This is a genomic window from Phenylobacterium sp. GW821-FHT12F10 (assembly GCF_058806695.1).
Genome location: NZ_JBXAPY010000003.1, coordinates 1 through 24,522, shown reverse-complemented (window position 1 = coordinate 24,522; position 24,522 = coordinate 1). Strand labels below are relative to the sequence as shown.

The window sequence follows — 24,522 nt, the reverse complement described above, 5'->3', positions numbered from 1 at the left end:
CGGCTGAGCGTGGCGCCTCCGAGGCGGGCCGCAAGCCCGGCCGCATCTCCTTCCTCACTGACGGACGGCACGAGCGTCGGACCCCGGCGGCCGCCCGCGCGGCCCGGGGCCTGACGCCTCCACCGAACCATCCCCCGCAACGCGGGGGATTCCATTCCGTACCAGAGACCTCCGCCAGAACGGCGCGGGGCGACGACCAGAGGGGTTACATGTCGATCTCAACGAAGAAACTGCTGTCGGCGGGGGCCATGGCCCTCGTCCTGGCCGCGCCCGCCGTCGGCCACGCCGATCCGGCCAAGGACCTGGCGGTCGCCGCCCGGGCCCTGACCTTCCTGGAGGGCGGACCCGCCGGCAAGGCGGTTCTTGGCGTGGTCTTCGACCCCTCCAAGCCGGGCTCCGTGGCCGAGAAGAACGCCATCATGGCCGCGCTCGGCGCGGGCTACGCGGCCGGCGCCGTCACCCTGACCGGCAAGCCGATCGAGGCCTCCGCGGTCGGCGGCGCCGCCGGCGTCGCGGCCCTCTACGTCACCGAGGGCGTCAACTACGGCGCGGTCGGCGGGGCCGCCAAGGGCAAGAAGCTGATCACCATCGGCTCGGACCCGGCCTGCGTGAAGTCCGGCGCCTGCGTGATGGGCGTGGCCACCGACCCCAAGGTCGACATCACCGTCAACCGAGCCGCCGCCGCCGCCGTCGGAGCGACCTTCAAGGCCGCCTTCCGCATGATGATCCACGAGATCTGAGCAGAATAGCCAGAGAAAGCCATCCCATGAAAAAGCAAATCCTACTGGCCGGCGCCGCCGCGAGCCTGGCGCTCGCCGCCTCCGCCGCCCACGCCCAGTCCATCGACTACGGCTCCCTCGAGCAGCTGTTCAACGAACCGGTCACCACCTCGGCCACCGGCTCGCCGCAGCGCTCCACCGAGGTGCCGGTCGACATGACCATCATCTCGGCCGCCGACATCAAGCGTTCGGGGGCCAGCGACCTGCCCACCATCCTCAGCCGCGTCGCCGGCGTGGACGTGCTCAACTTCGCCGCCGGCCAGTCCGACGTCGGCATCCGCGGCTACAACCAGGCCCGCTCGCCGCGCCTGCTGGTGCTGATCAACGGCCGTCAGGTCTATCTGGACCACTTCGGCTACACCGACTGGACCGCCCTGCCGATCTCGCTCGGCGAAATCCGCCAGATCGAGGTGGTCCGCGGACCCAACAGCGCCATCTTCGGCTTCAACGCCGTCTCCGGCGTGGTCAACATCATCACCTTCAATCCGAAGTTCGATGACATCAACATGGCCGAGGCCCGCGTCGGCACCGGCGAGAGCGCCGGGGTCTCGGTCGTCCAGACCATGCACCTGGGCGACAAGGTCTCGGTCCGGCTCTCGGCTGGCGGCGAGCACCAGAACGAGTGGAAGGACAACAGCGCGGCCGTCACCGCGGCCATGATCCACAACCCCTCGACCCTGCACGCCAATGTCGACGCCGTCGTCGAGATGGGCCCCAAGGCCCAGCTTCGGGTCGAGGGCTCCTATTCCAACGGCCAGGCCTCGCAGGTCATCTCGACCTTCGCCTACGCCCAGCACCGCATCAAGACCGACAGCCTGAAGGCCACCCTCACGGCCGACACCAAGCTCGGCCTGATCCAGGTGCAGGGCTATCACAACGACCTCGACGCCCTGACCCCCGGCCGCCGCTATCTGAACGGCATCACCGTGGCCAGCATCGAGGACCTGTTCAAGATCGGCGCGGCGCACACCGTCCGCGTCGGCCTGGAATACCGCGACAACCAGCTCGACACCGCCTCCTACTCGGGCGCCAAGATCAGCTACAAGGTCCTGGCCCCCTCGGTGATGTGGAACTGGGTGGTCAATCCCAAGCTCTCCCTGACCGCCGCCGCCCGCCTGGACAAGCTGACCCTGGAACGCACCGGGCCCTTCCCGGCCGGCGTCCCCCAGACCAACAACGCGCTCTGGGATCGCGACATCAAGGAAACCAGCGTCAATCTCGGCGCGGTCTTCAAGGCCACCGACAAGGACAGCCTGCGCGCCACCTACGCCCGCGGCGTCCAGGCCCCGACCCTGCTGGAGCTGGGCGGCCTGATCATCCCGCCCGCCACCCCGGCGCCCGTGGGCTTCCTGATCGAGGGCAACCCGTACCTGGATCCGGCGATCGTCACCAACTACGAGCTGGCCTATGACCGCGACCTGGCCCCGCTGCGGGCCAAGGCCAGCCTGAAGGTCTTCATGCAGAAGACCGAAAGCGTGAAGGGCCAGTTCTCGACCGCGATCATCGACATCCCGGCCACGGCGACCACCTGGAACGCCTATCAGTACGCCAACACCGGCGACTCCGAGATGAAGGGCGTCGAAATCGCCGCCTCCGGCAAGTTCGGGACGGGCTTCCACTGGAGCGCCGACAGCACCTACACCAAGGTCGAGGACAAGCCGACCATCAGCGCGGCGGCCCTGATCCTGCGCAAGGTCGACTTCGAAGCCACCACGCCGAAGTACCGCAGCAACCTGGCCCTCGGCTGGGCGGACGAGAAGTGGGCGATCGACGGTTACGTTCACCAAATCAGCAAGTTCTCCTCCTACAACGGGAACCTGCTGGAGGCCGTGCCGGCCTACACCACCCTGGCCGGCCGCGTGTCCTACAAGCTGGAGAACGGCATCGAGCTGGGCCTGAACGGCATGAACCTGATGCACGGGCGCCAGTCGCAAGCCAAGGGCCCCAGCGGCCTGCAGGCCGAGCGTCGGGTGCAGTTCACCCTCAGCAAGGCCTGGTGATCTAGAGCCGACCCCGCGGCGCCGCCGCGGGGTCACGCTTCTTCTGGAGATATGAGATGAAGACCTTCCGCCTCGCCGACCTCTCCCTCGTCGTGAAGATGGCGTTCGCCCCGGCCTTCGCCGTGCTCATGCTGGCCCTGGTGGCCGGCGGGGCGCTGTGGAGCCAGCAACAGCAGACCAAGGCCATCGATCGCATCGTCAGCGAGGACATGGCCGTCAGTCTCGACCTGGCGCGCATCTCCAAGCGCATCACCTCGGTGCACGGCGAACTCTACCTGCTGATGACCCACACGGCCGCCACACCGGGGACCGACGCCACCGCCCAGCTGCAGAAGCTGATGGCCGACGTCGACGCCATCAAGGCCGAGCTGGTCCAGGTGAAGGGCAAGATGCCCGCCGACGAGCGCAAGGCCTTCGACTCCCTGATCAAGGATCTCACCGACTATCGCGGCGGCATCGAGGTCGTGGGCTCGATGCTGGGCATCGACTTCGCCACAGCCGCGGCCTTCGTCGAGCCCTTCGAGGTCCAGTACAACCGCATGACCCAGACCCTGGACGGCGCCACCGCCAAGGTCCAGGCGGCCGCCAAGGCGCACGCCAAGGCCAGCGCGGCCCAGGCCACTCTCAGCGGCCAGGTGGCCATGGGCGGGGCGCTCATCACCCTGCTGGCCGTCGCCGGCATCTCCATCGGCACGATCCTGGGGGTCAAGCGCGCCATCCAGGGCATCGCCGGCGCCACCGAGAAGCTGGCCGCCGGGGACAACAACCAGGACCTCGACAAGATCGCCCGCGGCGACGAACTGGGGGCCATCGTCGGCTCCCTGGGGGTCTTCCGCGACAACCAGCTGCGTCTCGCCACCATGCGCGAGGAGCAGGAGACCATGGCGGCCCGCGAGGAGGCCACCCGCGCCCAGGCCGAAAAGGAACGGGCCGAGGCCCAGGCGGCCCAGGCCGCCGTGGTCAGCACCCTGGCCGACGGCCTGTCGCGCCTGTCCCAGGGCGACCTGACCCACTCCATCGACCAGGCCTTCCCCGAGGAATACGAGGCCCTGCGGTCCGACTTCAACGCCGCGGTCGACAAGCTGCGGGAGGCGATGCAGGTCATCGTCGCCACCAGCTCGCAGATCGGCTCCAGCGCCGAGGAGATCGCCGGCGCCTCCGACGACCTGTCGCGCCGCACCGAGCAGCAGGCCGCCTCCCTGGAGGAGACCGCCGCGGCCCTGGACGAGATCACCGCCACGGTGAAGAAGTCCGCGGAAGGCGCCGGTCACGCCCGGCAGGTGGTGCAGACCGCCAAGACCGGCGCGGCCGACGGCGGCGAGATCGTCCGCCAGGCCGTCCTGGCCATGGGCGAGATCGAACGCTCCTCCACCCAGATCAGCCAGATCATCGGGGTGATCGACGAGATCGCCTTCCAGACCAACCTGCTGGCGCTCAACGCCGGGGTCGAGGCCGCGCGCGCCGGGGAGGCCGGCAAGGGCTTCGCCGTCGTCGCCTCCGAGGTCCGGGCGCTGGCCCAGCGCTCGGCCGAGGCCGCCAAGGAGATCAAGGCTCTGATCAGCGCCTCCTCCACCCAGGTGGGTTCGGGCGTGCAACTGGTGGGCAAGACCGGCCAGGCCCTGGAGATGCTGGTGGCCCAGGTCGACGAAATCGACGGCCTGGTGGGCGAGATCGCCGCCTCGGCCAGGGAACAGGCCACCGGCCTCAACGAGGTCAACGCCGCGGTCAACAAGATGGACCAGGTGACCCAGCAGAACGCGGCCATGGTGGAGCAGTCCACCGCCGCGGCCCACGCCCTGAACGACGAGGCCAGCGAGCTTCGCCGCCTGATGGGCGACTTCCGCACCGGCGCCGAGAATGCGCCGCCGCGCAAGGCCGCCCGCGCGCCGAACCGTCCGCGCATCGCCGGTGCGGATTCGCGTCCCGCGGCCTCCCCGCCGCGGCGCATGGCCGAGAAGATCCGCGCCAACTTCGGCGGCGGCGCGGCCCAGCAGAAGACCCAGGACTGGGAGGAATTCTGATCCCGGTCTGACCCCCTCAACCCCGGCGGCGTCCCCCGCCGCCGGGTCCGGCCTTCCTCCCCCCGAGGATTCGACTGGCGCGCGCTTGATTCAAGGCAGGCGCGCGCCGCCCTTTTTCCGGTTTCAAGTTTGACATCCGGGCCTTGGCCGCAACCAAAATAAAGCCCATGTGTTCGGCTGGAATATCCGCCCGATCCACTTGGTGCCTCGTCATGAAACGCCGTTCCGCCGCCCTCGCCGCCAGTTTTGTCGTCTTGGCGACTCTTGGCGCCTGCGCCACCGCCACCCCTTACCAGCCCAATATTCCCGGCCAGCAGGTCAAGGGCGGGTTCTCCGAGGTGCGCCTGGAGGCCGATCGCTACCGCGTCACCTTCTCGGGAAACAGCCTCACCTCCCGCGAGACGGTGGAGGGCTACCTGCTCTATCGCGCCGCCGAGCTCACCGTGAACCAGGGCTATGACTGGTTCACCGTGGTGGAGCGCCAGACCGACCGCGACGCGCGGACCTATGTCGAGCCCGACCCCTTCTACCGCCCCTGGTATGGCCCGCGTTACGGCTTCTGGCGGCCCTCCTGGCGCTATTACGGCGCGGGCTACGGCTGGCGCTCGTGGGATCCCTTCTACGGCGACCCCTTCTGGGCCGACCGCATGGATGTCCGCACGGTGGAGCGCTTCGAGGCCACCGCCGAGATCGTCATGCACAAGGGCGCCAAGCCCGAGGGCGACGCCCACGCCTTCGACGCCCGGGCGGTGATGGCCAATATCGGCCCCCGCGTCCTGCGCCCCGCGCCGTAAGGCTCCGAAACGAAAGACGCCCGCCTCCGGACCTGGAGGCGGGCGTCTTGCTGTCCGGTCTTGGGGCCGACCTCAGCCCTTGACGCGCTTGTCCCGCTTGGCGGCGACGCGCAGGCGGAGCGCATTGAGCTTGATGAAGCCCGAGGCGTCGTTGTGGTCGTAGGGCGCCTGGCCCTCCTCGAAGGTGACCAGGTCCTGGTCGTAGAGGGAGTAGGGGCTGGTGCGGCCGATGATGGTGACATTGCCCTTGTAGAGCTTCACCCGCACCTGGCCGGAGACCATCTTCTGGCTGTGGTCGATGGCCGCCTGCAGCATCTCCCGCTCGGGGGTGAACCAGAAGCCGTTGTAGATGAGCTCGGCGTATTTGGGCATCAGCTCGTCCTTCAGGTGCATGGACCCGCGGTCCAGCGTGATGGACTCGATGCCCCGGTGGGCGGCCAGCAGGATGGTCCCGCCCGGCGTCTCGTAGACGCCGCGCGACTTCATGCCGACATAGCGGTTCTCCACCAGGTCCAGGCGGCCGACGCCGTTGTCGTGGCCCAGTTCGTTGAGCTTGGTGAGCAGGGTCGCCGGGCTCATCGTCACCCCGTCGATGGCCACCGGATCGCCGTGCTCGAAGTCCAGGGTGAAGACGGTGGGTTTGTCCGGCGCGTCCTCCGGGGCGATGGTGCGCATGTGGACGAACTCCGGCGCCTCGACCGCGGGGTCCTCCAGCACCTTACCCTCGGAGGAGGAGTGCAGCAGGTTGGCGTCGACGCTGAAGGGCGCCTCGCCGCGCTTGTCCTTGGAGATCGGGATCTGGTGCTTCTCGGCGAAGTCGATCAGGGCCTCGCGGGACTTGAAGTCCCACTCCCGCCAGGGCGCGATGACGTGGATGTCCGGCTCCAGGGCGTAATAGGCCACCTCGTAGCGGACCTGGTCGTTGCCCTTGCCGGTGGAGCCGTGGCTGACGGCGTCGGCGCCCACCTTGCGGGCGATCTCGATCTGCTTCTTGGCGATCAGCGGCCGGGCGATGGAGGTGCCCAGCAGGTACTGGCCCTCATAGACGGTGTTGGCGCGGAACATCGGGAAGACGTAGTCGCGGACGAATTCCTCGCGCAGGTCCTCGATGAAGATGTTCTCGGGCTTGATCCCCAGCAGCAGGGCCTTGTCGCGGGCCGGGCCCAGCTCCTCGCCCTGGCCGAGGTCGGCGGTGAAGGTGACCACCTCCGCCCCGTACTCGGTCTCCAGCCACTTCAGGATGATCGAGGTGTCCAGCCCGCCGGAATAGGCCAGGACGACTTTCTTGATCGCGGGCTTGGACATGGGCTTTGGGGTCTTTCGGCAGAGAGGGAGGTCGCGGGCGTATAGGGGCCAAAGGCCCGGCGTATCAAGACTTGAGCGCGCCTTCGCTCTCCAGCAGCTCGAGCGCCGCCTTCAGCCAGCGCAGGTGACCCACCGCGATCAGGGCCGCGGCGGTGGCCCGCACCCCGAACAGGATCACCGATTGCTCCACGCTGGTGGCGGCGTTGCGGTTGAAGGCCACCAGGGCCAGGCCCAGGAAGAAGGCCGCCGTCGGGATCAGCAGCAGGGCCAGGTTGCGCTTCAGCCGCAGGGTGGGCTTGCCGTTCAGGGCGAACTGCAGCGGCACCTTGGTCTCGGGCGTCATCCGGCCCCAGGCCATGCGGGTGGCCGAGGCCATGATGGAGAGCGCGATGATCCACAGGGCGTCGCCCACCAGGGAGAACAGCATCAGACGGTCACCTGGGTTCCGAGCTCGACCACGCGGCCGGGGGGGATCTTGTAGAAGTCGGTGGGGTTGGCGGCGTTGCGCATCAGGAAGATGAACAGCTTGTCCTGCCACAGAGGCATGCCGCTCTGGGCCGAGGCCACCACCGAGCGGCGGCCCAGGAAGAAGCTGGTGGCCATGATGTCGAACTTCAGGCCGAGCTTGCGGCACAGGCCCAGCGCCTTGGGCAGGTTCGGACTCTCCATGAAGCCGTAGTTGATGGTGACCTTCTTGAAGTCGTCGTTGATCGGCTCGATCTGCACCCGGTTCTCCTCCTTGACCCGCGGGGTCTCGGCGGTGTGGACCGTCAGGATGATGTTCTTCTCGTGCAGCACCTTGTTGTGCTTGAGATTGTGCATCAGGGCCACGGGCGCCATGTCCGGGTCCGAGGTCAGGAAGATCGCGGTGCCGGGCGCCCGGTGCGGGGCGCGGACCTTGAGGATTTCCGACAGCTCCAGCAGGGGCACGGAGTCGCGGCGGGTCTTCTCGGTGAGGATCTGGGCGCCGCGGGTCCAGGTCCACATGATCACCACCAGGGCCAGGCCCAGCACCAGGGGCAGCCAGGCGCCCTGCGGGATCTTCAGCAGGTTGGAGGAGATGAAGGTGACGTCCAGGGCGCCGAAGCCGATGGCCGCCGCCCAGGCCTGCCAGGTGGGCCTATGCCACATGTGCTTGATGATGACGAAGAACAGCAGGGTGTCGACGAACATCGCCCCGGTCACCGCGATGCCGTAGGCCGCCGCCAGGTTCGACGAGTTGCGGAAGGTGAACAGCAGGACCAGCACCCCGATCATCAGGATGGTGTTGACCTGGGGCACGAAGATCTGGCCGGCCTGGGTCTCGCTGGTCCGGCGGATGTCGATGCGCGGGAAGAGGCCGAGCTGCACCGCCTGCTGGGTCATGGAGAAGGCGCCGGTGATCACCGCCTGGGAGGCGATGACCGTGGCCGCCGTGGCCAACAGCAGCACCGGCCAGTAGATGACCTCCGGGATCATCTCGAAGAACGGGTTGGACCGCGCGGCGGGATGGGCCAGCACCAGGGCGCCCTGGCCCAGATAGTTCAGCAGCAGGGCCGGCAGGACCAGGATCACCCAGGCCGCCTGGATCGGCTTCTTCCCGAAGTGGCCCATGTCGGCATAGAGGGCCTCGGCCCCGGTCACCGCCAGGAAGACGCTGCCCAGGATGATGAAGCCCAGCAGGCCGTTGTCCCACAGGAAGATCAGCCCGTAGTGGGGCAGCAGGGCGCGGATGATCGAGGGGTCGTCGATGATGTGATAGACGCCCAGTCCCGCCAGGACGAGGAACCACAGGGCGGTGATGGGGCCGAAGAACTTGGCGATGCCCGCCGTGCCCTTGGCCTGGACCATGAACAGGGCCACCAGGATCGCCGCCGAGATCGGCACCACGAGGGGCGCCATCTTGTGTCCGACGCCCGGCGCGTCCTTCAGGCCCTCGATGGCCGAGAGCACCGAGACCGCCGGGGTGATGATGCCGTCGCCGTAGAACAGCGCCGCCCCCACCACGCCCAGGAAGAAGACCGCCGTCGAGCGGCGGCCCAGGGAGCGTTGGGCGAGCGCCATCAGGGCGAGCGTCCCGCCCTCGCCCTTGTTGTCGGCCCGCATCAGGAAGACCACGTACTTGATGGTCACGATGAGGATCAGGGCCCAGGTCACCAGGGACACCACCCCCAGCACCGCGATCTCGTTGGAGACCGAGTGGCGGGTGTGATGCAGCGCCTCGCGCATCGCGTAGAGCGGACTGGTGCCGATATCGCCGAACACCACGCCGATGGCCCCCAGCGCCAGGGCGCGGAAGCTCTCTTTGTGGGGGGCGTGCAGCGAATCCTCCGTCGCCTCGGTGGCGACGCTGGCCGGATCAGCCATCCATAATCTCCGGGGCCGAAAAAGCGGCGCCCTTGGGCGGCCCGATGCCGTCGTGCGGCGGGCGCGATACACCCTTTCCCACCGCCATTCAATCGCGGGCTGAGCACAGGATGCGGCGGCTCGTCGCGTCTGCAACGTCCGCGCGGGCCAGCAGGTTCGCCAAACCTTGCGTATTGCCTGTTCTAGCGCCACATCTGGCCCATGTTCATCCAGACCGAACCCACGCCGAACCCCGAGGTCCTGAAGTTCCTCCCCGGCCAGCCCGTCCTGGCGGAGGGCTCGCGCGATTTCCGCGGCCCGCAGGAAGCCGAGGCTTCGCCCCTGGCCCAGGGCCTGTTCGACATCGAGGGCGTGGAGCGGGTCTTCTTCGGCCCCGACTTCGTCACGGTCGGCAAGCATCCCGACCAGGACTGGGCCCATCTGAAGGCGCCGGTTCTGGCCGCCATCATGGATCACTTCGCCTCCGGCAAGCCCCTGTTCGCCGCCGAGGCCAGCGCCGAGAGCGGCGGCCATGACGATGACACGGTCTATGACGCCGACACCGCCCAGGTGGTGGCCGAGATCAAGGACCTGCTGGACACCCGCATCCGTCCGGCCGTGGCTCAGGACGGCGGCGACATCCTGTTCAACCGCTTCGAGCCCGACACCGGGGTCGTCTGGCTGCACATGCGCGGCGCCTGCTCGGGCTGCCCCTCCTCCTCGGCGACGCTGAAGGCCGGGGTCGAGAACATGCTCAAGCACTATGTGCCCGAGGTGACCCGGGTCGAGCAGACCCTCTGATCCTGCTGGCCATCGACACCTGCCTGGGCGCCTGCTGCGCCGCCGTCCTCGACGGCGGCCGTGTCCTGGCGCGCCGGGTCGAGCCCATGACGCGGGGCCACCAGGAGCGAATCGCGCCGCTGGTGGCCCAGGTGATGGGGGAGGCCGGGATCGCCTTCGACCAGCTCGACCGCGTCGGCGTCACCGTGGGCCCAGGCTCCTTCACCGGCCTGCGGGTCGGCCTGGCCTTCGCCAAGGGCCTGGGGGCGGCGCTCTCCATCCCGGTGGTGGGGGTGGGCGTGCTGGAGGCCCTGGCCGAACCCCTGGGCGGAAGCGTCCTGGCCGTCCTCGACGCCAAGCGTGACCAGGTCTACCTCCAGGCCTTCGCCGACGGCGTCGCGGTGAGCGCGCCGGACGCCCTGCCCCTGGGAACCGCCGCCGCACGCCTGGCGGAGCTGGCCGGACCGGTGACCCTGGTGGGTTCCGGCGCGCATCTGCTGGCGGATCTCCTGCCCGGCGCCACGGTGATCGCCGCCGACCATGCCGACCCCGTCGCCGTGGCTCGCCTGGCCGCCGCCCGCAGCCCGGTTCCGCCCCGCCCCCTCTATCTCCGCGCCCCCGACGCCAAGCTGCCGGGCGGCCGCGACCTGCCCGCATGAACCTTCGCCCCGCCCAGCAGGCCGACCTGGAGGCCCTGTCGGCCGTCCACCGCCGCGCCTTCACGCCGGGCTGGGACGCCGAGGAGATCGCCGACCTGGCCAGCGGCCCCGGCGCCTTCGGCCTGATCGTCGAGGCCGAGGCGCCGCTCGGCATGATCCTCTGCCGGGCCCTGGCCGGCGAGGCCGAGGTCCTGACCCTGGCGGTGGATCCGCAGGCCCGCCGCCGCGGCGTCGCCCGCGCCCTGGTGACCGCCGCCGCCGGCGCGGCCCGCGCGGCCGGGGCGGAGGCGATGTTCCTGGAGGTGGCTGTGGACAATGACGGGGCCATCGCCCTCTACGAAACCCAGGGATTCGTGCGGGCCGGCCGGCGTCCCAGCTATTATGATCGTGGCGGAGGGGTCTATGTGGACGCCGTCGTCATGCGTCTCGACCTTAACAGCGCCGCCCTCTAGACCTATCCTATCGGCTAGTCGACAATCAGGAGTCGGTTCTTGGACCGGATCGAGAATCTCTGCATCGAAAAGGGCATGCGCATGACCGAGCAGCGCCGCGTCATCGCGCGCGTGCTCTCGGCCGCCCATGACCACCCCGACGTGGAGGAGCTCTATCGCCGGTCCCACCAGGTGGACCCGCACATCTCCATCGCCACGGTCTATCGGACGGTCCGCCTGTTCGAGGAGGCCGGCATCATCGCCCGCCACGACTTCCGCGATGGCCGCTCGCGCTACGAGGAAGCCACCGAGGTCCACCACGACCACCTGATCGACATGAAGTCGGGCAAGGTCATCGAGTTCGTCGACGACGAGATCGAGGCCCTGCAGGAGGCGATCGCCCGCAAGCTCGGCTACCGGCTGGTGGATCACCGGCTGGAGCTCTATGGCGTTCCGGTCGAGGACTGACCGGAGCCTTGCGCCCCATGACCGACCCCGCGCCCGCCCGGCGCCTCTTCATCAAGACCTACGGCTGTCAGATGAACGTCTATGACAGCGAGCGGATGGCCGACCTCCTGCGGCCGCTGGGCTACGCCATGGCCGAAGGTCCCGAGGACGCCGACCTGGTGGTGCTCAACACCTGCCACATCCGCGAGAAGGCCACCGAGAAGGTCTATTCCGAGCTCGGCTACATCAAGCAGATGAAGCTGGACCGCCAGGCCCGGGGCAAGTCCATGACCATCGCCGTGGCCGGCTGCGTGGCCCAGGCCGAGGGCAAGGAGATCATGCATCGCCAGCCGGCGGTGGACCTGGTCATCGGGCCCCAGGCCTATCACCAGCTGCCGGAACTGATCGCCAGGACCCACCGCGCCAAGGGCGAGCGCCTGGCCGCCGACTTCGGCGCGGAGGCCAAGTTCGACCGCCTGGGTCCGGAGCGGAAGGCCGACGGCGTCACCGCCTTCCTCACCGTCCAGGAGGGCTGCGACAAGTTCTGCACCTTCTGCGTGGTGCCCTATACCCGCGGCGCGGAGTTCTCGCGGCCCGCGCCGGCGATCCTGGCCGAGGCCCGCGACCTGGCCGCCCAGGGCGTGCGCGAGGTCACCCTGCTGGGCCAGAACGTCAACGCCTATGGCGGCGAGGGCGGCCTGGCGGCCCTGGTCCGCCAGCTCGCGCAGGTCGAGGGCCTGGACCGCATCCGCTACACCACCAGCCACCCCGCCGACATGGACGAGGCCCTGATCGCGGCGCATGGCGAGGTCGAGGCCCTGATGCCCTATCTGCACCTGCCGGTGCAGGCCGGCTCCGACCGGGTGCTCAAGGCCATGAACCGGGCCCACACCGCCGAGAGCTACCTGCGGCTGGTGGAGAGGATCCGCGCGGCGCGACCCGACATGGCCCTGGCCGGGGACTTCATCGTCGGCTTCCCCGGCGAGCGGGAGAGCGACTTCGAGGCGACCCTGCAGCTGGTGGCCGAGATCGGCTACGCCAGCGCCTTCTCCTTCAAGTATTCCCGTCGCCCGGGAACTCCCGCCGCCGCCCTGCCCGGACAGCTGGCCGAGGAGGTCAAGGACGAGCGCCTGGCCCGCCTCAACGCCCTGCTGGACGATCAGCAGAAGGCCTTCAACGCCAGCCAGGTCGGCGCGACCCTGCCCGTGCTGTTCGAGCGCGCCGGCCGCCATCCCGGCCAGCTTTCGGGGCGCAGCCCCTATCTCCAGGCCGTGCACGTCGCCGGCCCGGATCATCTGATCGGCCAGATCGTTCCGGTCCGTATCGAGGGCGCGGCCAAGATGAGCCTGGCCGGCGCCCTGGCATTGGAGTTCGCGTGAGCAAGGCGCCTGAGTTCATTCCCCTGTCCGACGGGGCCGCCCGCGCGGTGGCCGGGGCGGCCAGCCGCCACGCGGCCCTGATCGAGGACGCCTTCGACGTCCTGGTGGAGACCCCCGGCGGCGGGGTGTCGATCACCGGCGAGGCCAAGAACCGCGCCGCCGCCAAGCGGGTGGTGGAGCAGATCGCCGAGCGCGCCGACTCCGGCCTGGAGATCACCGAGGCCGACATCCGCGTGGCCATAGGCCAGGCCCGGATGGGCCGAGGCGCCGCGCCGGGCGGCCTGCCCACCGGCAAGCGCGGCCAGGTGGCGCCCAAGACGCCCGGCCAGGCCCGCTATCTCCAGGCCCTGGCGGCCTGCGAGCTGGTCTTCGGCCTGGGCCCCGCCGGCACCGGCAAGACCTTCCTGGCCGTGGCCCATGGCGCGGGCATGCTGCTGCGCGGCGAGGTGGAGCGCCTGATCGTCAGCCGCCCGGCGGTGGAGGCCGGCGAACGCCTCGGCTTCCTGCCCGGCGACCTGTCGGAGAAGGTCGACCCCTACATGGCCCCGGTCTGGGAGGCGCTCACCGACATCCTCGGCGCCGAACAGTTCAAGCGCCGGCGCGAGAAGGGGGAGATCGAGGTCGCCCCCATCGCCTTCCTGCGCGGCCGCACCCTGAACCACGCCTTCGTCATCGTCGACGAGGCCCAGAACACCACCCGCCTGCAGATGAAGATGGTGCTCACCCGGCTGGGGGAGGGCTCGCGCATGGCGGTGACCGGGGATCCCAGCCAGATCGACCTGGTGAACGCCGCCGATTCCGGCCTGGCCCACGCCGTCGGCCTGCTGGAGGGCGTCAAGGGGGTGGGGGTCAACCGCTTCACCGTCGAGGACGTGGTGCGCCATCCCATGGTGGAGCGCATCGTGCGGGCCTATGACGCCGACGCCGCCAAGCGCGGACGCTCCATTTGATCGACGTCGAGATCGAGGACGAGGCCTGGGGCCGTGACCTGCGCGACATCGAGGCCCTGGTGACGGCGGCCGCGACCGCCGCCCTGGCCGGCGCCGGGCGCGAGGGGGCGTTGGTGGTGCTGCTCACCGACGACGCCGGCGTCCAGGACCTGAACCAGCGCTTCCGGGGCAAGGACAGCCCCACCAATGTCCTGTCCTTCCCGGCGCCGGAGAATCCCGAGGACCACCTGGGGGATATCGCGCTGGCCCACGGGGTCTGCGTCCGCGAGGCCGCCGAGCAGGGCAAGACCCTCGCCCACCATCTGCAACACCTTGTGGCGCACGGGGTGCTGCATCTTGTAGGGTACGATCACGAAAACGACGCCGACGCCGAGGACATGGAAGGTCTGGAGCGCGTCGTCATGGCCGGTCTGGGTGCGCCTGATCCCTACGGCGCCGAACAGGGAGACGATGGCTAGTTCCGACGACCCGCCCGCCGCCGCGCGCAAGAGCCGCGGCATACGGGCCTTCCTGCGACGGCTGCGCGGCACGGGCGGCATGGAGCCGCCGCCGGCCCCCATCGATCTGGTGGGCGACCGCATGGTCGACCAGGCCCAGGCCTTCCAGACCCTGCGGGTCGAGGACGTCATGACGCCGCGGGCCGATATCGTCGCCGTGGAGCTCACCACCCCCTTCGCCGGGGTGATCGAGCGGTTCGTCGAGGCCGAGCACAGCCGGATGCCTATCTATCGCGAGACCCTCGACGATCCGGTGGGCGTGGTCCACGTGAAGGACGTCTTCAAGCTGCTGGCCGGTCCCAGGCCCAAGGGCGGCAAGGCCCCGGGCCCCACCGACGCCATCCTGCAGAAGGTGCGCCGCGACGCCCTCTATGTGCCGGCCTCCATGCGCGCCGCCGACCTGCTGCTGCGCATGCAGACCAGCCGCATCCACATGGCCCTGGTGATCGACGAGTTCGGCGGCACCGACGGCCTGGTCACCCTGGAGGACCTGGTGGAGGCGGTGGTCGGCGAGATCGACGACGAGCACGACGAGGCCCAGGCGGCCGGGGTGGTGGCCCGTCCGGGCGGGGTGTTCGAGGCCGACGCCCGCGCCCCCCTGGAGGAGCTGGAGGCCGCCCTGGGCGCCGAGCTGGCGCCGCCGGACCTCGAGGAGGAGATCGACACCGTGGCCGGCCTGGTCACCGCCCTGGCCGGCCGGGTGCCGCAGCGGGGCGAGGTGATCGCCCATCCGGGCGGCTACGAGTTCCAGGTCACCGACGCGGACCCCCGGCGGGTCAAGCGAGTGCGGGTGCGCCGTCTGCCCGAGCCGGACGTCATCATTTGACCCTGCCGCTGACGCCGGCCTGGCGCGCGCGCATCCTGGCCGTCCTGGCCGGGATCGGCGCGGGCCTCGCCCACCCGCCCTTCGGCCTGATCCTGGGAATCGCCGCCTACGGCCTGCTGATGTGGCTCGCGGAGACCGACGGCCCGCGCCCGCGGCGCTCGGCCTTCTTCCGCGGCTGGCTGGCCGGGGTGGGCTATTTCGCCGTGGGCACGCACTGGATCACCGAGCCCTTCCTGGTGGACGCCGCCAACCAGGGCTGGATGGCCCCCTTCGCCCTGCTGCTGATGTCCGGCGGCCTGGCCCTGTTCTGGGGGCTGGCGGCCCTGATCTACCGGATCTCCGGGGCCCGGGGCCCCTGGCGGGTGCTGGTCTTCGCCGGCGCCCTGACCCTTTGCGAGTGGCTGCGGGGCCATGTCCTCACCGGCTTCCCCTGGGACCTGCCCGGCGAGGCCTGGCGGGCGGGCTCGGCGCCGTCCCAGGCCGCCGCCTATGTGGGGACCTACGGCCTCTCCTGGATCACCGTGGCCCTGGGGGCGTCCGTCGCCCTGCTGTGGGAGGCCGGCCGCACCCGTCGCATCGCCGCCGCCGGCATCGTCCTGACCCTGGCGGCCCTCTACGGCTTCGGGGCCCTGCGGCTTTCCCGGGCCGTGGAGACCGCGGCGACCGCCCCCCTCGTGCGGATCGTGCAGGGGAACATCGACCAGAAGGAGAAGTGGAAGCCGGAGAACCTGGACATGGTCTTCTCCACCTATGTCCGCCTCACCACCCGACCGGCCAAGGCCCGCCCCGACATCGTGGTCTGGCCCGAGGGCGCCCTGCCGGCGGTGATCGACGACCTGCTGGCGCCCGGCAGCCCCTACGCCACCCGCCTGACCGACGCCCTGCAGCCGGGCCAGACCCTGATGATGGGCGCCAACCGGGTCGGTCCCAGCCCCGGCGGCGGGGTCGACTATTTCAACAGCCTGGTGGTCCTGCGCCGCGAGACGCCGGGCCTGCGGGTGACGGGGTTCTACGACAAGCACCGCCTGGTGCCCTTCGGCGAGTTCCTGCCCCTGGGGGATCTCGCCACCCGGCTCGGGATCCGCAGCCTGGTGCACATGCCCGAGGACTTCACCGCCGGGCCGCCGCCGGCGCCGATCCATCCCGACGGGGTGCCGGCCGTCCAGCCCCTGATCTGCTACGAGGCCCTGTTCCCGGGCTTCGCCTCGGAGGCCGCCCGCCGCGGCGGCGGCCGGGCCGCCTGGCTGCTGAACGTGTCCAACGACGCCTGGTTCGGGGCCACCAGCGGACCTTGGCAACATCTCAACATCGCCGCCTACCGGGCGATCGAGGAGGGCCTGCCGATCGCGCGAGCCACCCCGACAGGTGTATCGACGATGATCGACCCCTATGGCCGCCCCATTTTGGGCGCCCGTCTAACCCTTGGCCAGGAAGGGATTCTGGACATTCGCCTGCCTCCAGCGCTCGCCCCTACGGTGTATTCGCGTTTCGGCGACGCCGGATTCGCCATCATGTTGCTCTTATCCGCGCTCATCCCGTTGTTGGGACGTTTTCGACGAGCTGTCTGAGTTGACGCCGGCGTCATGTTTTTGGCGGCGCAGCTCGGATTCGTCTATGGGAAGCATATGGCCAAGGAATTCGACGTCGATCGGTCCCCCAATCCGATCGACCTGCATGTGGGTTTGCGTATCCGCCTGAGGCGGAAGGAACTGGGTGTCAGCCAGGAGAAGCTGGCGGATTCCATCGGCCTGACCTTCCAGCAAGTCCAGAAGTACGAGCGCGCCGCCAACCGGGTGAGCGCCTCGAAGCTCTGGGACATGGCGCGCGCCCTGCAGACCTCCATCTCCTACTTCTTCGACGGCCTGCCCGACGAAGCGCTGAACGCTCCGGCCCCCGGCGACGGGCCCTCGCCGGCCCACGCCTTCCTGATGACCCCCGAGGGCATGGAGCTGGCCGCGGTGTTTCCGAAGATCCGCCGGGCCCGGGTGCGCCGGCGCATCCTGGACCTGGTCCGCGCCATGGTGGACGAGGAGGAGGGCGAGCCGGAACCGGCCCTTCCCCGCGAGCCGGTCGAGGCCGACTGAGCGCCATGACCCCGCGCATCGCCGTCCTGCTGGATGAGAACACCAGCAGCGGCGCGACGCGCTACGAGGCCCACAAGGGCTACTTCCAGGGCCTGCGCCAGGCCGGCGCCGCCCCCTTCGGCCTGCCCTACTTCGCCGAGATGGTCGAAGGCGTCGTCACCGACTTCGACGGCCTGCTCAGCGTCGGCGGCCGCTTCGCCTATCCGCCCGCCTGGTATCGTCCGGGGGAGGCCTCCTTCGCCCCGGCCTCGCCGCGGCTGGAGGTGGAGCAGGCCCTGATGTCGGGCTTCCTGGCGGCCGGCAAGCCGGTGCTGGGGATCTGCGCGGGCATGCAGATGCTGGCCTGCCTGCACGGCGCCCGGCTCACCGCCGACGTGAAGACCCTGGGCGAGGTCCTCGACCACGACACCCGCGACCATCCGCACGAGATCGCCCTGGCGCCCGGCTCGCGCCTGGCCGCCCTGGTCGGGTCTCCGACCCTGAGCGTCAACAGCTTCCACCGGGAGGCCGTCGCCGACCTGGGCCCGGGGCTCTTGGCCACGGCGCACGCCCCCGACGGCGTCATCGAGGCGGTGGAAGTGGCCGATCACCCGTTCGCCCTGGGGATCCAGTGGCATCAGGAGCTGTTCGCCGGGACCGATCACGCCGGAAATCGCATCTTCCGGGGCTTCGTCGAGGCCTGCGACCGATAGGCGCCGCTTGCGGGATATAAAGATTTCTTTATAGGATTTCCGCGACGTTCCAGATCGCCGCCCCTGCCTGCGGCGCTCGCGCATTTTCCGGAGCCTTCCTCTTGAGCCGTTCCTCCTACATCTTCACCAGCGAAAGCGTTTCCGAAGGTCACCCGGACAAGGTCGCCGACCGCATCTCCGACACGGTGGTCGACGCTTTCCTGGCCGCCGAGCCGGAGGCCCGCGTGGCCTGCGAGACCCTGGTCACCACCAACCGCATCGTCCTGGCCGGCGAGGTCCGCGCCGGCAAGCCGGGCGCCTCCAAGGCCGAGAACAAGCAGATGACCAAGGACATCCTTGGCACGCTGGAGCCCCTGGTGCGCGCCGCGGTCAAGGACATCGGCTACGAGCAGAAGGGCTTCCACTGGCAGAAGGCGAAGTTCGCCAACTACCTGCACGCCCAGTCGGCCGACATCGCCCAGGGCGTGGACTCGTCCAACAAGAAGGACGAGGGCGCCGGCGACCAGGGCATCATGTTCGGCTACGCCTGCGACGAGACGCCGGAGCTGATGCCGGCCACCCTGCAGTACTCGCACAACATCCTCAGCAAGCTGGCCCAGGTGCGTCACTCGGGCGAGGCCAAGGGCCTGGAGCCCGACGCCAAGAGCCAGGTGACCCTGCTCTACCAGGACGGCCGCCCGGTCGAGGTGCTGCAGATCGTGGTCTCCACCCAGCACGCCAAGAAGATCGGCGACAACGCCGCCTCCTCCAAGCGCATCCTCGAATTGATCAAGCCCTATGTGCTCGGCGTCTTCCCCGACGGCCTGGTGACCAAGAAGACCAAGTGGCACGTCAACCCGACCGGCAAGTTCCTGATCGGCGGGCCGGACGGCGACGCGGGCCTCACGGGCCGCAAGATCATCGTCGACACCTACGGCGGCGCGGCCCCGCACGGCGGCGGCGCCTTCTCCGGCAAGGACCCCACCAAGGTGGACCGCTCGGCGGCCTATATGTGCCGCTACCTGGCCAAGAACGTGGTGGCCGCTGGGCTGGCCCGGAAGTGCACCATCCAGATCAGCTACGCCATCGGCGTGGCCAATCCGCTGTCCTTCTATGTCGACCTGCACGGCACCGGCGAGGTCGAGGCGGCCAAGCTGGAGAAGGTCCTGCCCGAGCTGGTGGGCGGCGCCACGCCGCGCGCCATCCGCGAGCACCTGGGCCTCAACAAGCCCATCTACGCCCGCACCGCGGCCTACGGCCACTTCGGTCGCACCCCCGACAGCGACGGCGGCTTCTCCTGGGAGAAGACCGATCTCGTGGACAAGCTGAAGGCCGCCCTCTGATAGATCGGCCAGGCGGCGGGATTCGTCTCGCCGCCGCCAGATCTCTGGGCTAGAGGCGGGGCCAATGGAAAGTCACCCGCCCCTCCGGTCCTTCGGCCGCCTCAAGTCGCGCCCGATCAAGCCGCGCCAGGCCGCCCTGATGGACAGCCTGCTGCCGCGCCTGCGCGCGCCCCTGGAGTCCTTCGATCCCAAGGCGCTGATGCCGGCCGCCCGCGAGGTCTGGCTGGAGGTGGGCTTCGGCGGCGGCGAGCACATGGCCGCCCAGGCCGCGCGGTCCCCCGACATCCTGATCCTCGGGGCCGAGCCCTTCCAGAACGGGGTGGCCAGCGCCCTGCGCCATCTCGACGAGGGGGCGATCGAGAACGTCCGCCTCCACGACAACGACGTGCGCGAGCTGATGGCGCGCCTGCCCGACGCCTGCCTGGACCGGGTCTTCGTGCTGTTTCCCGACCCCTGGCCCAAGGCGCGGCACAACAAGCGCCGCCTGATCCAGGCGCAGACTCTCGCAGAGCTGGCGCGTCTGCTGAAGCCCGGCGGGACCTTGCGCTTCGCCACGGACTGGGCCGACTACGCCGACTGGACCCTGGAGCGGGTGCTGGCCAGCGGCCTGTTCGCCTGGCCGGCGGAACGCGCCTGCGACTGGCGCGTCCCGCCCGCCGACCACGTCACCACGCGCTATGAGGAAAAGCGCCTGGGCGACTGCGCGCCGGTGTTCCTGGACTTCGTCCGGCTCTAACTACTTGAGCAGCTTGGCCTTGGCGGCGGCCTTCTCGGCCTCCATCTGGGCGTTCAGCTCGATGCCCGCGCGGATCAGTTCGCCGGTCTCTTCCGGATCGGCCCAGCGGACGATCTCCACCGACTTGCCCTTTTCCAGGTCCTTATAGTGCTGGAAGAAGTGGGCGATCTGCTCGGTCAGGATCGCCGGCAGGCCGCGCCAGGAATCCAGGCCGGCATAGAAGGGATGCAGCTTGTCCACCGGGACGGCCAGGATCTTCTCGTCGTTGCCGGCCTCGTCCACCATCATCAGGCAGCCGATCGGGCGGCAGCGGATGATGGCGCCGGGCACCACCGGGGTGGGGCCCACCACCAGGATATCCATGGGATCGCCGTCGCCCGACAGGGTGTGGGGGATGAACCCGTAGTTGCCGGGATAGAACATGGCGGTGTGCAGGAAGCGGTCGACATAGATCGCGCCGCTTTCCTTGTCGAGTTCGTACTTCACCGGTTCCCCGCCCTGCGGGATCTCGATGATGGCGTTGACGTCATAGGGCGGATTGAAACCCACCGAGATCTTGGAAATGTCCATGGGGAGATGGCCTTTTCACACACAGGAAGAGTAGGCGCGGTCTTTGGACTATTCGGCGCGCGGGATAAAGGCCCGACCCCTTACGAATAAACGCGCCATGACCTTCGATTGGGCGCAAGGCTCGCCTTTGAAAAGGCGCGCCCCATGATCCTCAACGGCCAAACCCTCTACCTCGCCCTCGTCGTCGTCAGCTTCACGATCCTGATCGTGGTCACGCTCGGCGTGTCGATCTGGTCCAACCGCAAGCCCTGATCCCTCGACGAGGCCGCGCCGGCGGGGGCTGACAAGTCCCCCGCGCGGTGCTATATGGGGCTCTACATCGTCCGTAAGCGCTGGATAGCGCCTATGAGCGGCAGGCCTCGGCCCGGCCGCTTTTTTGTTGCCGGAGAGCGGCCAAGCTTATGCGTGGCAAGACTGCAGAAGACCTGAGGCTCCTGGAGCTGCTGGACCCCGTGGCCGAGGCCGCGGGCTACGAGATCGTCCGCCTGCGCCTGATGGGGGGCGAGCACGCCCGCCGGCTGCAGATCATGGCCGAGACCCCCGACGGCGAAATGATCGTCGAGGACTGCGCCAAGCTGTCGCGGGCCATTTCCGAGATCATGGACGCCGCCGACCCGATCAGCGGCGAATACACCCTGGAGGTCTCCTCCCCCGGCGTCGACCGTCCCCTGACCCGGATGAAGGACTTCGCCAATTACGAGGGCCACGAGGCCCGCCTCGAACTCGACCGCGTCGCCGACGGCCGCAAGCGCTTCCGCGGCATGCTGGCCGGGGTCGAGGACGACAATGTCGCCATCGATCTGGAGGGGGAGGCCGAGACCGCCCTCATTCCCTTCGCCTGGATCGTGGAAGCCAAACTGATCCTGACCGACCAGCTGATGAAGCGCGGCGCCGAAGAGCGCGCCGCACGGCTGGCCGAAACCCAACAACAGACGCCCGAGCAAGAGGACTAAGACCATGAGCCTGACCGGCATTTCAGCCAACCGGCTTGAACTCCTGCAGATCGCCGAGGCCGTGGCCCGCGAGAAGTCGATCGACAAGGAGATCGTCATCGAGGCGATCGAGGAGGCGATCCAGAAGGGCGCCCGCTCGCGCTACGGCGCCGAGCACGACATCCGGGTCCACATCGATCCCAAGACCGGCGAGACCACCATCAAGCGCGTGATCACCGTGATCCCCGACGATCTGGTCTATGAAGCCGAGGACAGCGAGGATGGCCCGAGCGAGCCCATGGGCTCGCGCCGCCTGCGCGAGGCGCTCGCCGCCGACAAGGACGCCTTCGTCGGCAAGACCTACGAAGAAATCCTGCCGCCCTTCGAGTTCGGCCGGGTCCAGACCCAGATGGCGCGCCAGGTGGTGACCGGGAAGGTCCGCGAGGCCGAGCGCGAGCGCCAGTTCGAGGAGTTCAAGGACCGCGTGGGCGAGATCGTCAACGGCGTGGTCAAGCGGGTCGAGTACGGCAACACCGTCGTCGACCTGGGCCGCGGCGAGGGCATCATGCGCCGCGACCAGTCGATCCCGCGCGAGAACTTCAACATCGGCGATCGCATCCGCTGCTACATCTACGACGTCCGCCGCGAGACCAAGGGCCCGCAGATCCTGCTGAGCCGCGCCCACGGCGGCTTCATGGCCAAGCTGTTCGCCCAGGAAGTTCCTGAAGTGTACGACGGGGTCATCGAGATCCGCGCCGTGGCCCGCGACCCGGGCAGCCGCGCCAAGATGGCCGTGGTCTCCAACGACAGCTCCATCGACCCCGTCGGCGCCTGCGTCGGCATGCGCGGCAGCCGCGTCCAGGCCGTGGTCGCCGAGCTGCAGGGCGAGAAGATCGACATCATCCAGTGGAGCCCGGACGAGGCGACCTTCATCGTCAACGCCCTCGCCCCCGCCGAAGTCTCCAAGGTCGTCATGGACGAGGAGGACGAGCGCGTCGAGGTGGTGGTTCCCGACGAGCAGCTGAGCCTCGCCATCGGCCGCCGCGGCCAGAACGTCCGTCTTGCGAGCCAACTTACGGGTTGGCAAATCGACATCATGACCGAGAGCCAGGAGAGCGAGCGCCGCCAGCGCGAGTTCACCGAGCGCACGGCCCTGTTCCAGGAAGCCCTGGACGTCGACGAGGTCATCGCCCAGCTGCTGGTCACCGAGGGCTTCGCCACGGTGGAAGATGTCGCCTATGTCGAGAACGCCGAGGTCGCGGCCATCGAGGGCTTCGACGAGGACACCGCCGAGGAAATCCAGGCCCGCGCGCGCGACTTCCTGGAGAAGGAAGCCGCCGAGCTGGACGCCAAGCGCCGCGAATACGGCGTCGAGGACGCCCTGCTGGAGATCGAGGGCGTCACCCTGCCGGTCGCCGTGGCCCTGGGCGCCGGCGACGTGAAGACCATCGAGGACCTGGCCGGCCTGATCCCCGACGACCTGCGCGGCTGGTTCGAGAGCAAGGACGGCGAGCGGGTTCGCGAGCCGGGCATCCTGGAGGCCTTCGGCCTGGACGCCGCCGACGCCGAGGCCCTGATCATGCGCGCCCGTGTCGCCATGGGCTGGATCGAGGCGCCCCCCGAACCCGAGGTCGAGGAAGCCGCTCCGGTGGAGCTGACGGAAGAAGAGCAGGTGTTCGGCACCGCCGCGTCCCAGGCCGCCGCCTCGGCCGCCCGGGCCGCCGCCGCCGTTGAAGCCCCCGCCGAAGACGCGGCCGCCGAAGCGACCCCTGCCGACAGCGAGGAGGCGTAAGCCTCAGCGTGACCGCCTCGTCCGCCCCAAAGACCCTGGCGCAGGTCGCGCGCGAGCGTCGCGACATCGTCACGGGCGAGGTGATGGCCGAGGACCGCCTGATCCGCTTCGTGGCGGGTCCGGGCGGGGTCGTCGTCCCCGACCTGGCGCGCAAGCTGCCGGGCCGGGGGATGTGGGTGGCCGCCGACCGCGCCTCCGTGGAGACCGCGGCCAAGAAGGGGCTGTTCTCCCGCTCGGCCAAGGCCAAGCTGATCGCCAGCCCCGACCTCGCCGACCAGGTGGACGCCCTGCTGCGCCGCCGGGTCCTGGACGGCCTTGGTCTTGCCAAGCGGGCCGGCGATCTTATCTCTGGTTACGAGAAGGTCGCCGCCGCGCTGAACGCCGGACGCGCGGCCTGGGTGATCGAGGCCGCCGACGGCGCGGCGGACGGCCGCCGCAAGATCCTCAATGTGGCCCGCAAGTCACCGCGGGCGCCCAAGCTTCTCGGACTCTATTCCAATGAGGAATTGGGTTTGGCCTTGGGTGGAGAGAATGTGATACACACCGCCTTCCTTGCGGGGCGCGGCGCCGATCAGTGGACATTCGATGTCCACCGTTTATCTGGCTTCCGCCCGCTCCTTCCCGAGAGTTGGCGCGAGGAGCCCTGAAGAGGCGGGCGGAACGAACCTCGTTCCGCGCGCCTAAAGCTATTGAACGTGGTCGGAACGCCCGACCGGTATGTAAAGCGAGCGCATGAGCGACGAGAACGACAACGGCCGGCCCCCCGCCCCTGGCGGACGCACACCTCTCACCCTGAAGCCGCGTGGCGTCGCAGGGTCGGTGAGCGCGGGTACGGTGAAGCAAAGCTTCAGCCACGGCCGGTCCAAGACCGTGGTCGTCGAGACCAAGCGCGCCCGCACCCACACCGCCCCTCCGGGCAACCTGGCCGCGCCTTCGCCCGCCGAGAAGCGGGTCTTCACCCCGCCGGCGCCGTCCGCCCCGCGCCCCGCCGGCCCGGTGGGCGACGGCAACCTGTCGGCCGAGGAGCAGCGCGCCCGCCAGCGCGCCATCGAACTGGCCCGTGAACATCAGGCTCGCCAGGCCGCCGAGCAGAAGGCCCGCGAGGACCGGGCCCGCGCCGAGGCCGCCGCCCAGGCCGCCGCCGCGGCCAAGCCGGTGGAGGCCCCCGCCGCGCCGGTGGCCGCCGCCCCGACTCCGGCGC

General features: G+C 69.5%; 25 protein-coding genes. 21 read left to right on the top strand and 4 right to left on the bottom strand.

Features of this window, described 5'->3' with window-relative positions:
* Positions 1 to 209: 209 nt before the first annotated feature.
* The 4 genes from AC1RN5_RS16110 (at position 210) to AC1RN5_RS16095 (ending at position 5,594) form a co-directional block, all read left to right on the top strand.
* The gene (locus tag AC1RN5_RS16110) at positions 210 to 740 is read left to right on the top strand and encodes a hypothetical protein (RefSeq protein WP_493042167.1); all 531 of its coding nucleotides are present in this window, start codon (positions 210 to 212) and stop codon (positions 738 to 740) included.
* 26 nt (positions 741 to 766) lie between these two features.
* The gene (locus tag AC1RN5_RS16105) at positions 767 to 2,779 is read left to right on the top strand and encodes a TonB-dependent receptor plug domain-containing protein (protein ID WP_493042166.1); all 2,013 of its coding nucleotides are present in this window, start codon (positions 767 to 769) and stop codon (positions 2,777 to 2,779) included.
* Positions 2,780 to 2,835: 56 nt separating this feature from the next.
* Positions 2,836 to 4,800, top strand: coding sequence for a HAMP domain-containing methyl-accepting chemotaxis protein (locus AC1RN5_RS16100; protein WP_493042165.1), 1,965 nt, complete (start codon positions 2,836 to 2,838; stop codon positions 4,798 to 4,800).
* 212 nt (positions 4,801 to 5,012) lie between these two features.
* Positions 5,013 to 5,594 carry a CC0125/CC1285 family lipoprotein gene (locus AC1RN5_RS16095; RefSeq protein WP_493042164.1) on the top strand — a complete coding sequence of 194 codons (582 nt, stop codon included), beginning with the start codon at positions 5,013 to 5,015 and terminating at the stop codon, positions 5,592 to 5,594.
* 72 nt (positions 5,595 to 5,666) lie between these two features.
* Here the strand turns inward: AC1RN5_RS16095 and AC1RN5_RS16090 are convergent, their stop codons facing one another.
* From AC1RN5_RS16090 to AC1RN5_RS16080, 3 genes are all read right to left on the bottom strand, one after another.
* A complete protein-coding gene (locus tag AC1RN5_RS16090) occupies positions 5,667 to 6,899 on the bottom strand; it encodes an argininosuccinate synthase (RefSeq protein ID WP_493042163.1) in 1,233 nt (410 codons plus the stop codon).
* 64 nt (positions 6,900 to 6,963) lie between these two features.
* Entirely contained in the window at positions 6,964 to 7,326 is a 363-nt protein-coding gene (locus AC1RN5_RS16085) for a hypothetical protein (RefSeq protein WP_421933664.1), read from the bottom strand.
* Positions 7,326 to 9,245: a potassium transporter Kup gene (locus AC1RN5_RS16080; protein ID WP_493042162.1), complete on the bottom strand. Its 1,920-nt coding sequence runs from the start codon at positions 9,243 to 9,245 to the stop codon at positions 7,326 to 7,328. Before AC1RN5_RS16080 ends, AC1RN5_RS16085 begins: the two co-directional genes overlap by 1 nt.
* Before the next feature lie 201 nt (positions 9,246 to 9,446).
* Between AC1RN5_RS16080 and AC1RN5_RS16075 the strand changes: the two genes are divergently transcribed.
* From AC1RN5_RS16075 to trmB, 13 genes are all read left to right on the top strand, one after another.
* Complete coding sequence (locus AC1RN5_RS16075; protein WP_493042161.1) at positions 9,447 to 10,025, top strand: NifU family protein; 579 nt, start codon at positions 9,447 to 9,449, stop codon at positions 10,023 to 10,025.
* Positions 10,025 to 10,663: a tRNA (adenosine(37)-N6)-threonylcarbamoyltransferase complex dimerization subunit type 1 TsaB gene (gene tsaB / locus AC1RN5_RS16070; RefSeq protein ID WP_493042993.1), complete on the top strand. Its 639-nt coding sequence runs from the start codon at positions 10,025 to 10,027 to the stop codon at positions 10,661 to 10,663. The genes AC1RN5_RS16075 and tsaB overlap by 1 nt, the downstream gene beginning before the upstream one ends.
* Positions 10,660 to 11,115 carry a GNAT family N-acetyltransferase gene (locus AC1RN5_RS16065; protein WP_493042160.1) on the top strand — a complete coding sequence of 152 codons (456 nt, stop codon included), beginning with the start codon at positions 10,660 to 10,662 and terminating at the stop codon, positions 11,113 to 11,115. The genes tsaB and AC1RN5_RS16065 overlap by 4 nt, the downstream gene beginning before the upstream one ends.
* 39 nt (positions 11,116 to 11,154) lie before the next feature.
* Positions 11,155 to 11,562: a Fur family transcriptional regulator gene (locus AC1RN5_RS16060; protein WP_304697056.1), complete on the top strand. Its 408-nt coding sequence runs from the start codon at positions 11,155 to 11,157 to the stop codon at positions 11,560 to 11,562.
* A 17-nt stretch (positions 11,563 to 11,579) separates the two neighbouring features.
* Positions 11,580 to 12,920, top strand: a complete 1,341-nt coding sequence (gene miaB, locus AC1RN5_RS16055) for a tRNA (N6-isopentenyl adenosine(37)-C2)-methylthiotransferase MiaB (RefSeq protein WP_493042159.1) — start codon at positions 11,580 to 11,582, stop codon at positions 12,918 to 12,920.
* Positions 12,917 to 13,870, top strand: a complete 954-nt coding sequence (locus tag AC1RN5_RS16050; protein ID WP_493042158.1) for a PhoH family protein — start codon at positions 12,917 to 12,919, stop codon at positions 13,868 to 13,870. Before miaB ends, AC1RN5_RS16050 begins: the two co-directional genes overlap by 4 nt.
* Complete coding sequence (ybeY, locus tag AC1RN5_RS16045) at positions 13,867 to 14,328, top strand: rRNA maturation RNase YbeY (RefSeq protein WP_493042157.1); 462 nt, start codon at positions 13,867 to 13,869, stop codon at positions 14,326 to 14,328. Before AC1RN5_RS16050 ends, ybeY begins: the two co-directional genes overlap by 4 nt.
* Entirely contained in the window at positions 14,321 to 15,193 is an 873-nt protein-coding gene (locus AC1RN5_RS16040; RefSeq protein ID WP_421933657.1) for a hemolysin family protein, read from the top strand. Before ybeY ends, AC1RN5_RS16040 begins: the two co-directional genes overlap by 8 nt.
* Positions 15,190 to 16,761, top strand: a complete 1,572-nt coding sequence (lnt, locus tag AC1RN5_RS16035; protein WP_493042156.1) for an apolipoprotein N-acyltransferase — start codon at positions 15,190 to 15,192, stop codon at positions 16,759 to 16,761. The genes AC1RN5_RS16040 and lnt overlap by 4 nt, the downstream gene beginning before the upstream one ends.
* A gap of 57 nt (positions 16,762 to 16,818) precedes the next feature.
* Positions 16,819 to 17,277 carry a helix-turn-helix domain-containing protein gene (locus tag AC1RN5_RS16030; protein ID WP_493042155.1) on the top strand — a complete coding sequence of 153 codons (459 nt, stop codon included), beginning with the start codon at positions 16,819 to 16,821 and terminating at the stop codon, positions 17,275 to 17,277.
* 5 nt (positions 17,278 to 17,282) lie between these two features.
* Complete coding sequence (locus AC1RN5_RS16025) at positions 17,283 to 17,969, top strand: gamma-glutamyl-gamma-aminobutyrate hydrolase family protein (RefSeq protein ID WP_493042154.1); 687 nt, start codon at positions 17,283 to 17,285, stop codon at positions 17,967 to 17,969.
* Positions 17,970 to 18,070: 101 nt separating this feature from the next.
* Positions 18,071 to 19,291 carry a methionine adenosyltransferase gene (gene metK / locus AC1RN5_RS16020; RefSeq protein ID WP_493042153.1) on the top strand — a complete coding sequence of 407 codons (1,221 nt, stop codon included), beginning with the start codon at positions 18,071 to 18,073 and terminating at the stop codon, positions 19,289 to 19,291.
* A gap of 64 nt (positions 19,292 to 19,355) precedes the next feature.
* Complete coding sequence (gene trmB / locus AC1RN5_RS16015) at positions 19,356 to 20,027, top strand: tRNA (guanosine(46)-N7)-methyltransferase TrmB (RefSeq protein ID WP_493042152.1); 672 nt, start codon at positions 19,356 to 19,358, stop codon at positions 20,025 to 20,027.
* Here the strand turns inward: trmB and ppa are convergent, their stop codons facing one another.
* A complete protein-coding gene (gene ppa / locus AC1RN5_RS16010; protein WP_421933651.1) occupies positions 20,028 to 20,597 on the bottom strand; it encodes an inorganic diphosphatase in 570 nt (189 codons plus the stop codon). It abuts the gene before it with no gap.
* Positions 20,598 to 20,998: 401 nt separating this feature from the next.
* Between ppa and rimP the strand changes: the two genes are divergently transcribed.
* From rimP to AC1RN5_RS15990, 4 genes are all read left to right on the top strand, one after another.
* Positions 20,999 to 21,550: a ribosome maturation factor RimP gene (gene rimP / locus AC1RN5_RS16005; protein WP_493042151.1), complete on the top strand. Its 552-nt coding sequence runs from the start codon at positions 20,999 to 21,001 to the stop codon at positions 21,548 to 21,550.
* A 4-nt stretch (positions 21,551 to 21,554) separates the two neighbouring features.
* The gene (gene nusA, locus AC1RN5_RS16000) at positions 21,555 to 23,321 is read left to right on the top strand and encodes a transcription termination factor NusA (protein ID WP_493042150.1); all 1,767 of its coding nucleotides are present in this window, start codon (positions 21,555 to 21,557) and stop codon (positions 23,319 to 23,321) included.
* An 8-nt stretch (positions 23,322 to 23,329) separates the two neighbouring features.
* On the top strand, positions 23,330 to 23,968 hold the full coding sequence (locus tag AC1RN5_RS15995) for an RNA-binding protein (protein WP_421933648.1): 639 nt from the start codon (positions 23,330 to 23,332) through the stop codon (positions 23,966 to 23,968).
* Positions 23,969 to 24,053: 85 nt separating this feature from the next.
* Positions 24,054 to 24,522 (top strand): IF-2-associated domain-containing protein (locus AC1RN5_RS15990; RefSeq protein ID WP_493042149.1); only part of this gene is annotated, 469 nt, incomplete at its 3' end.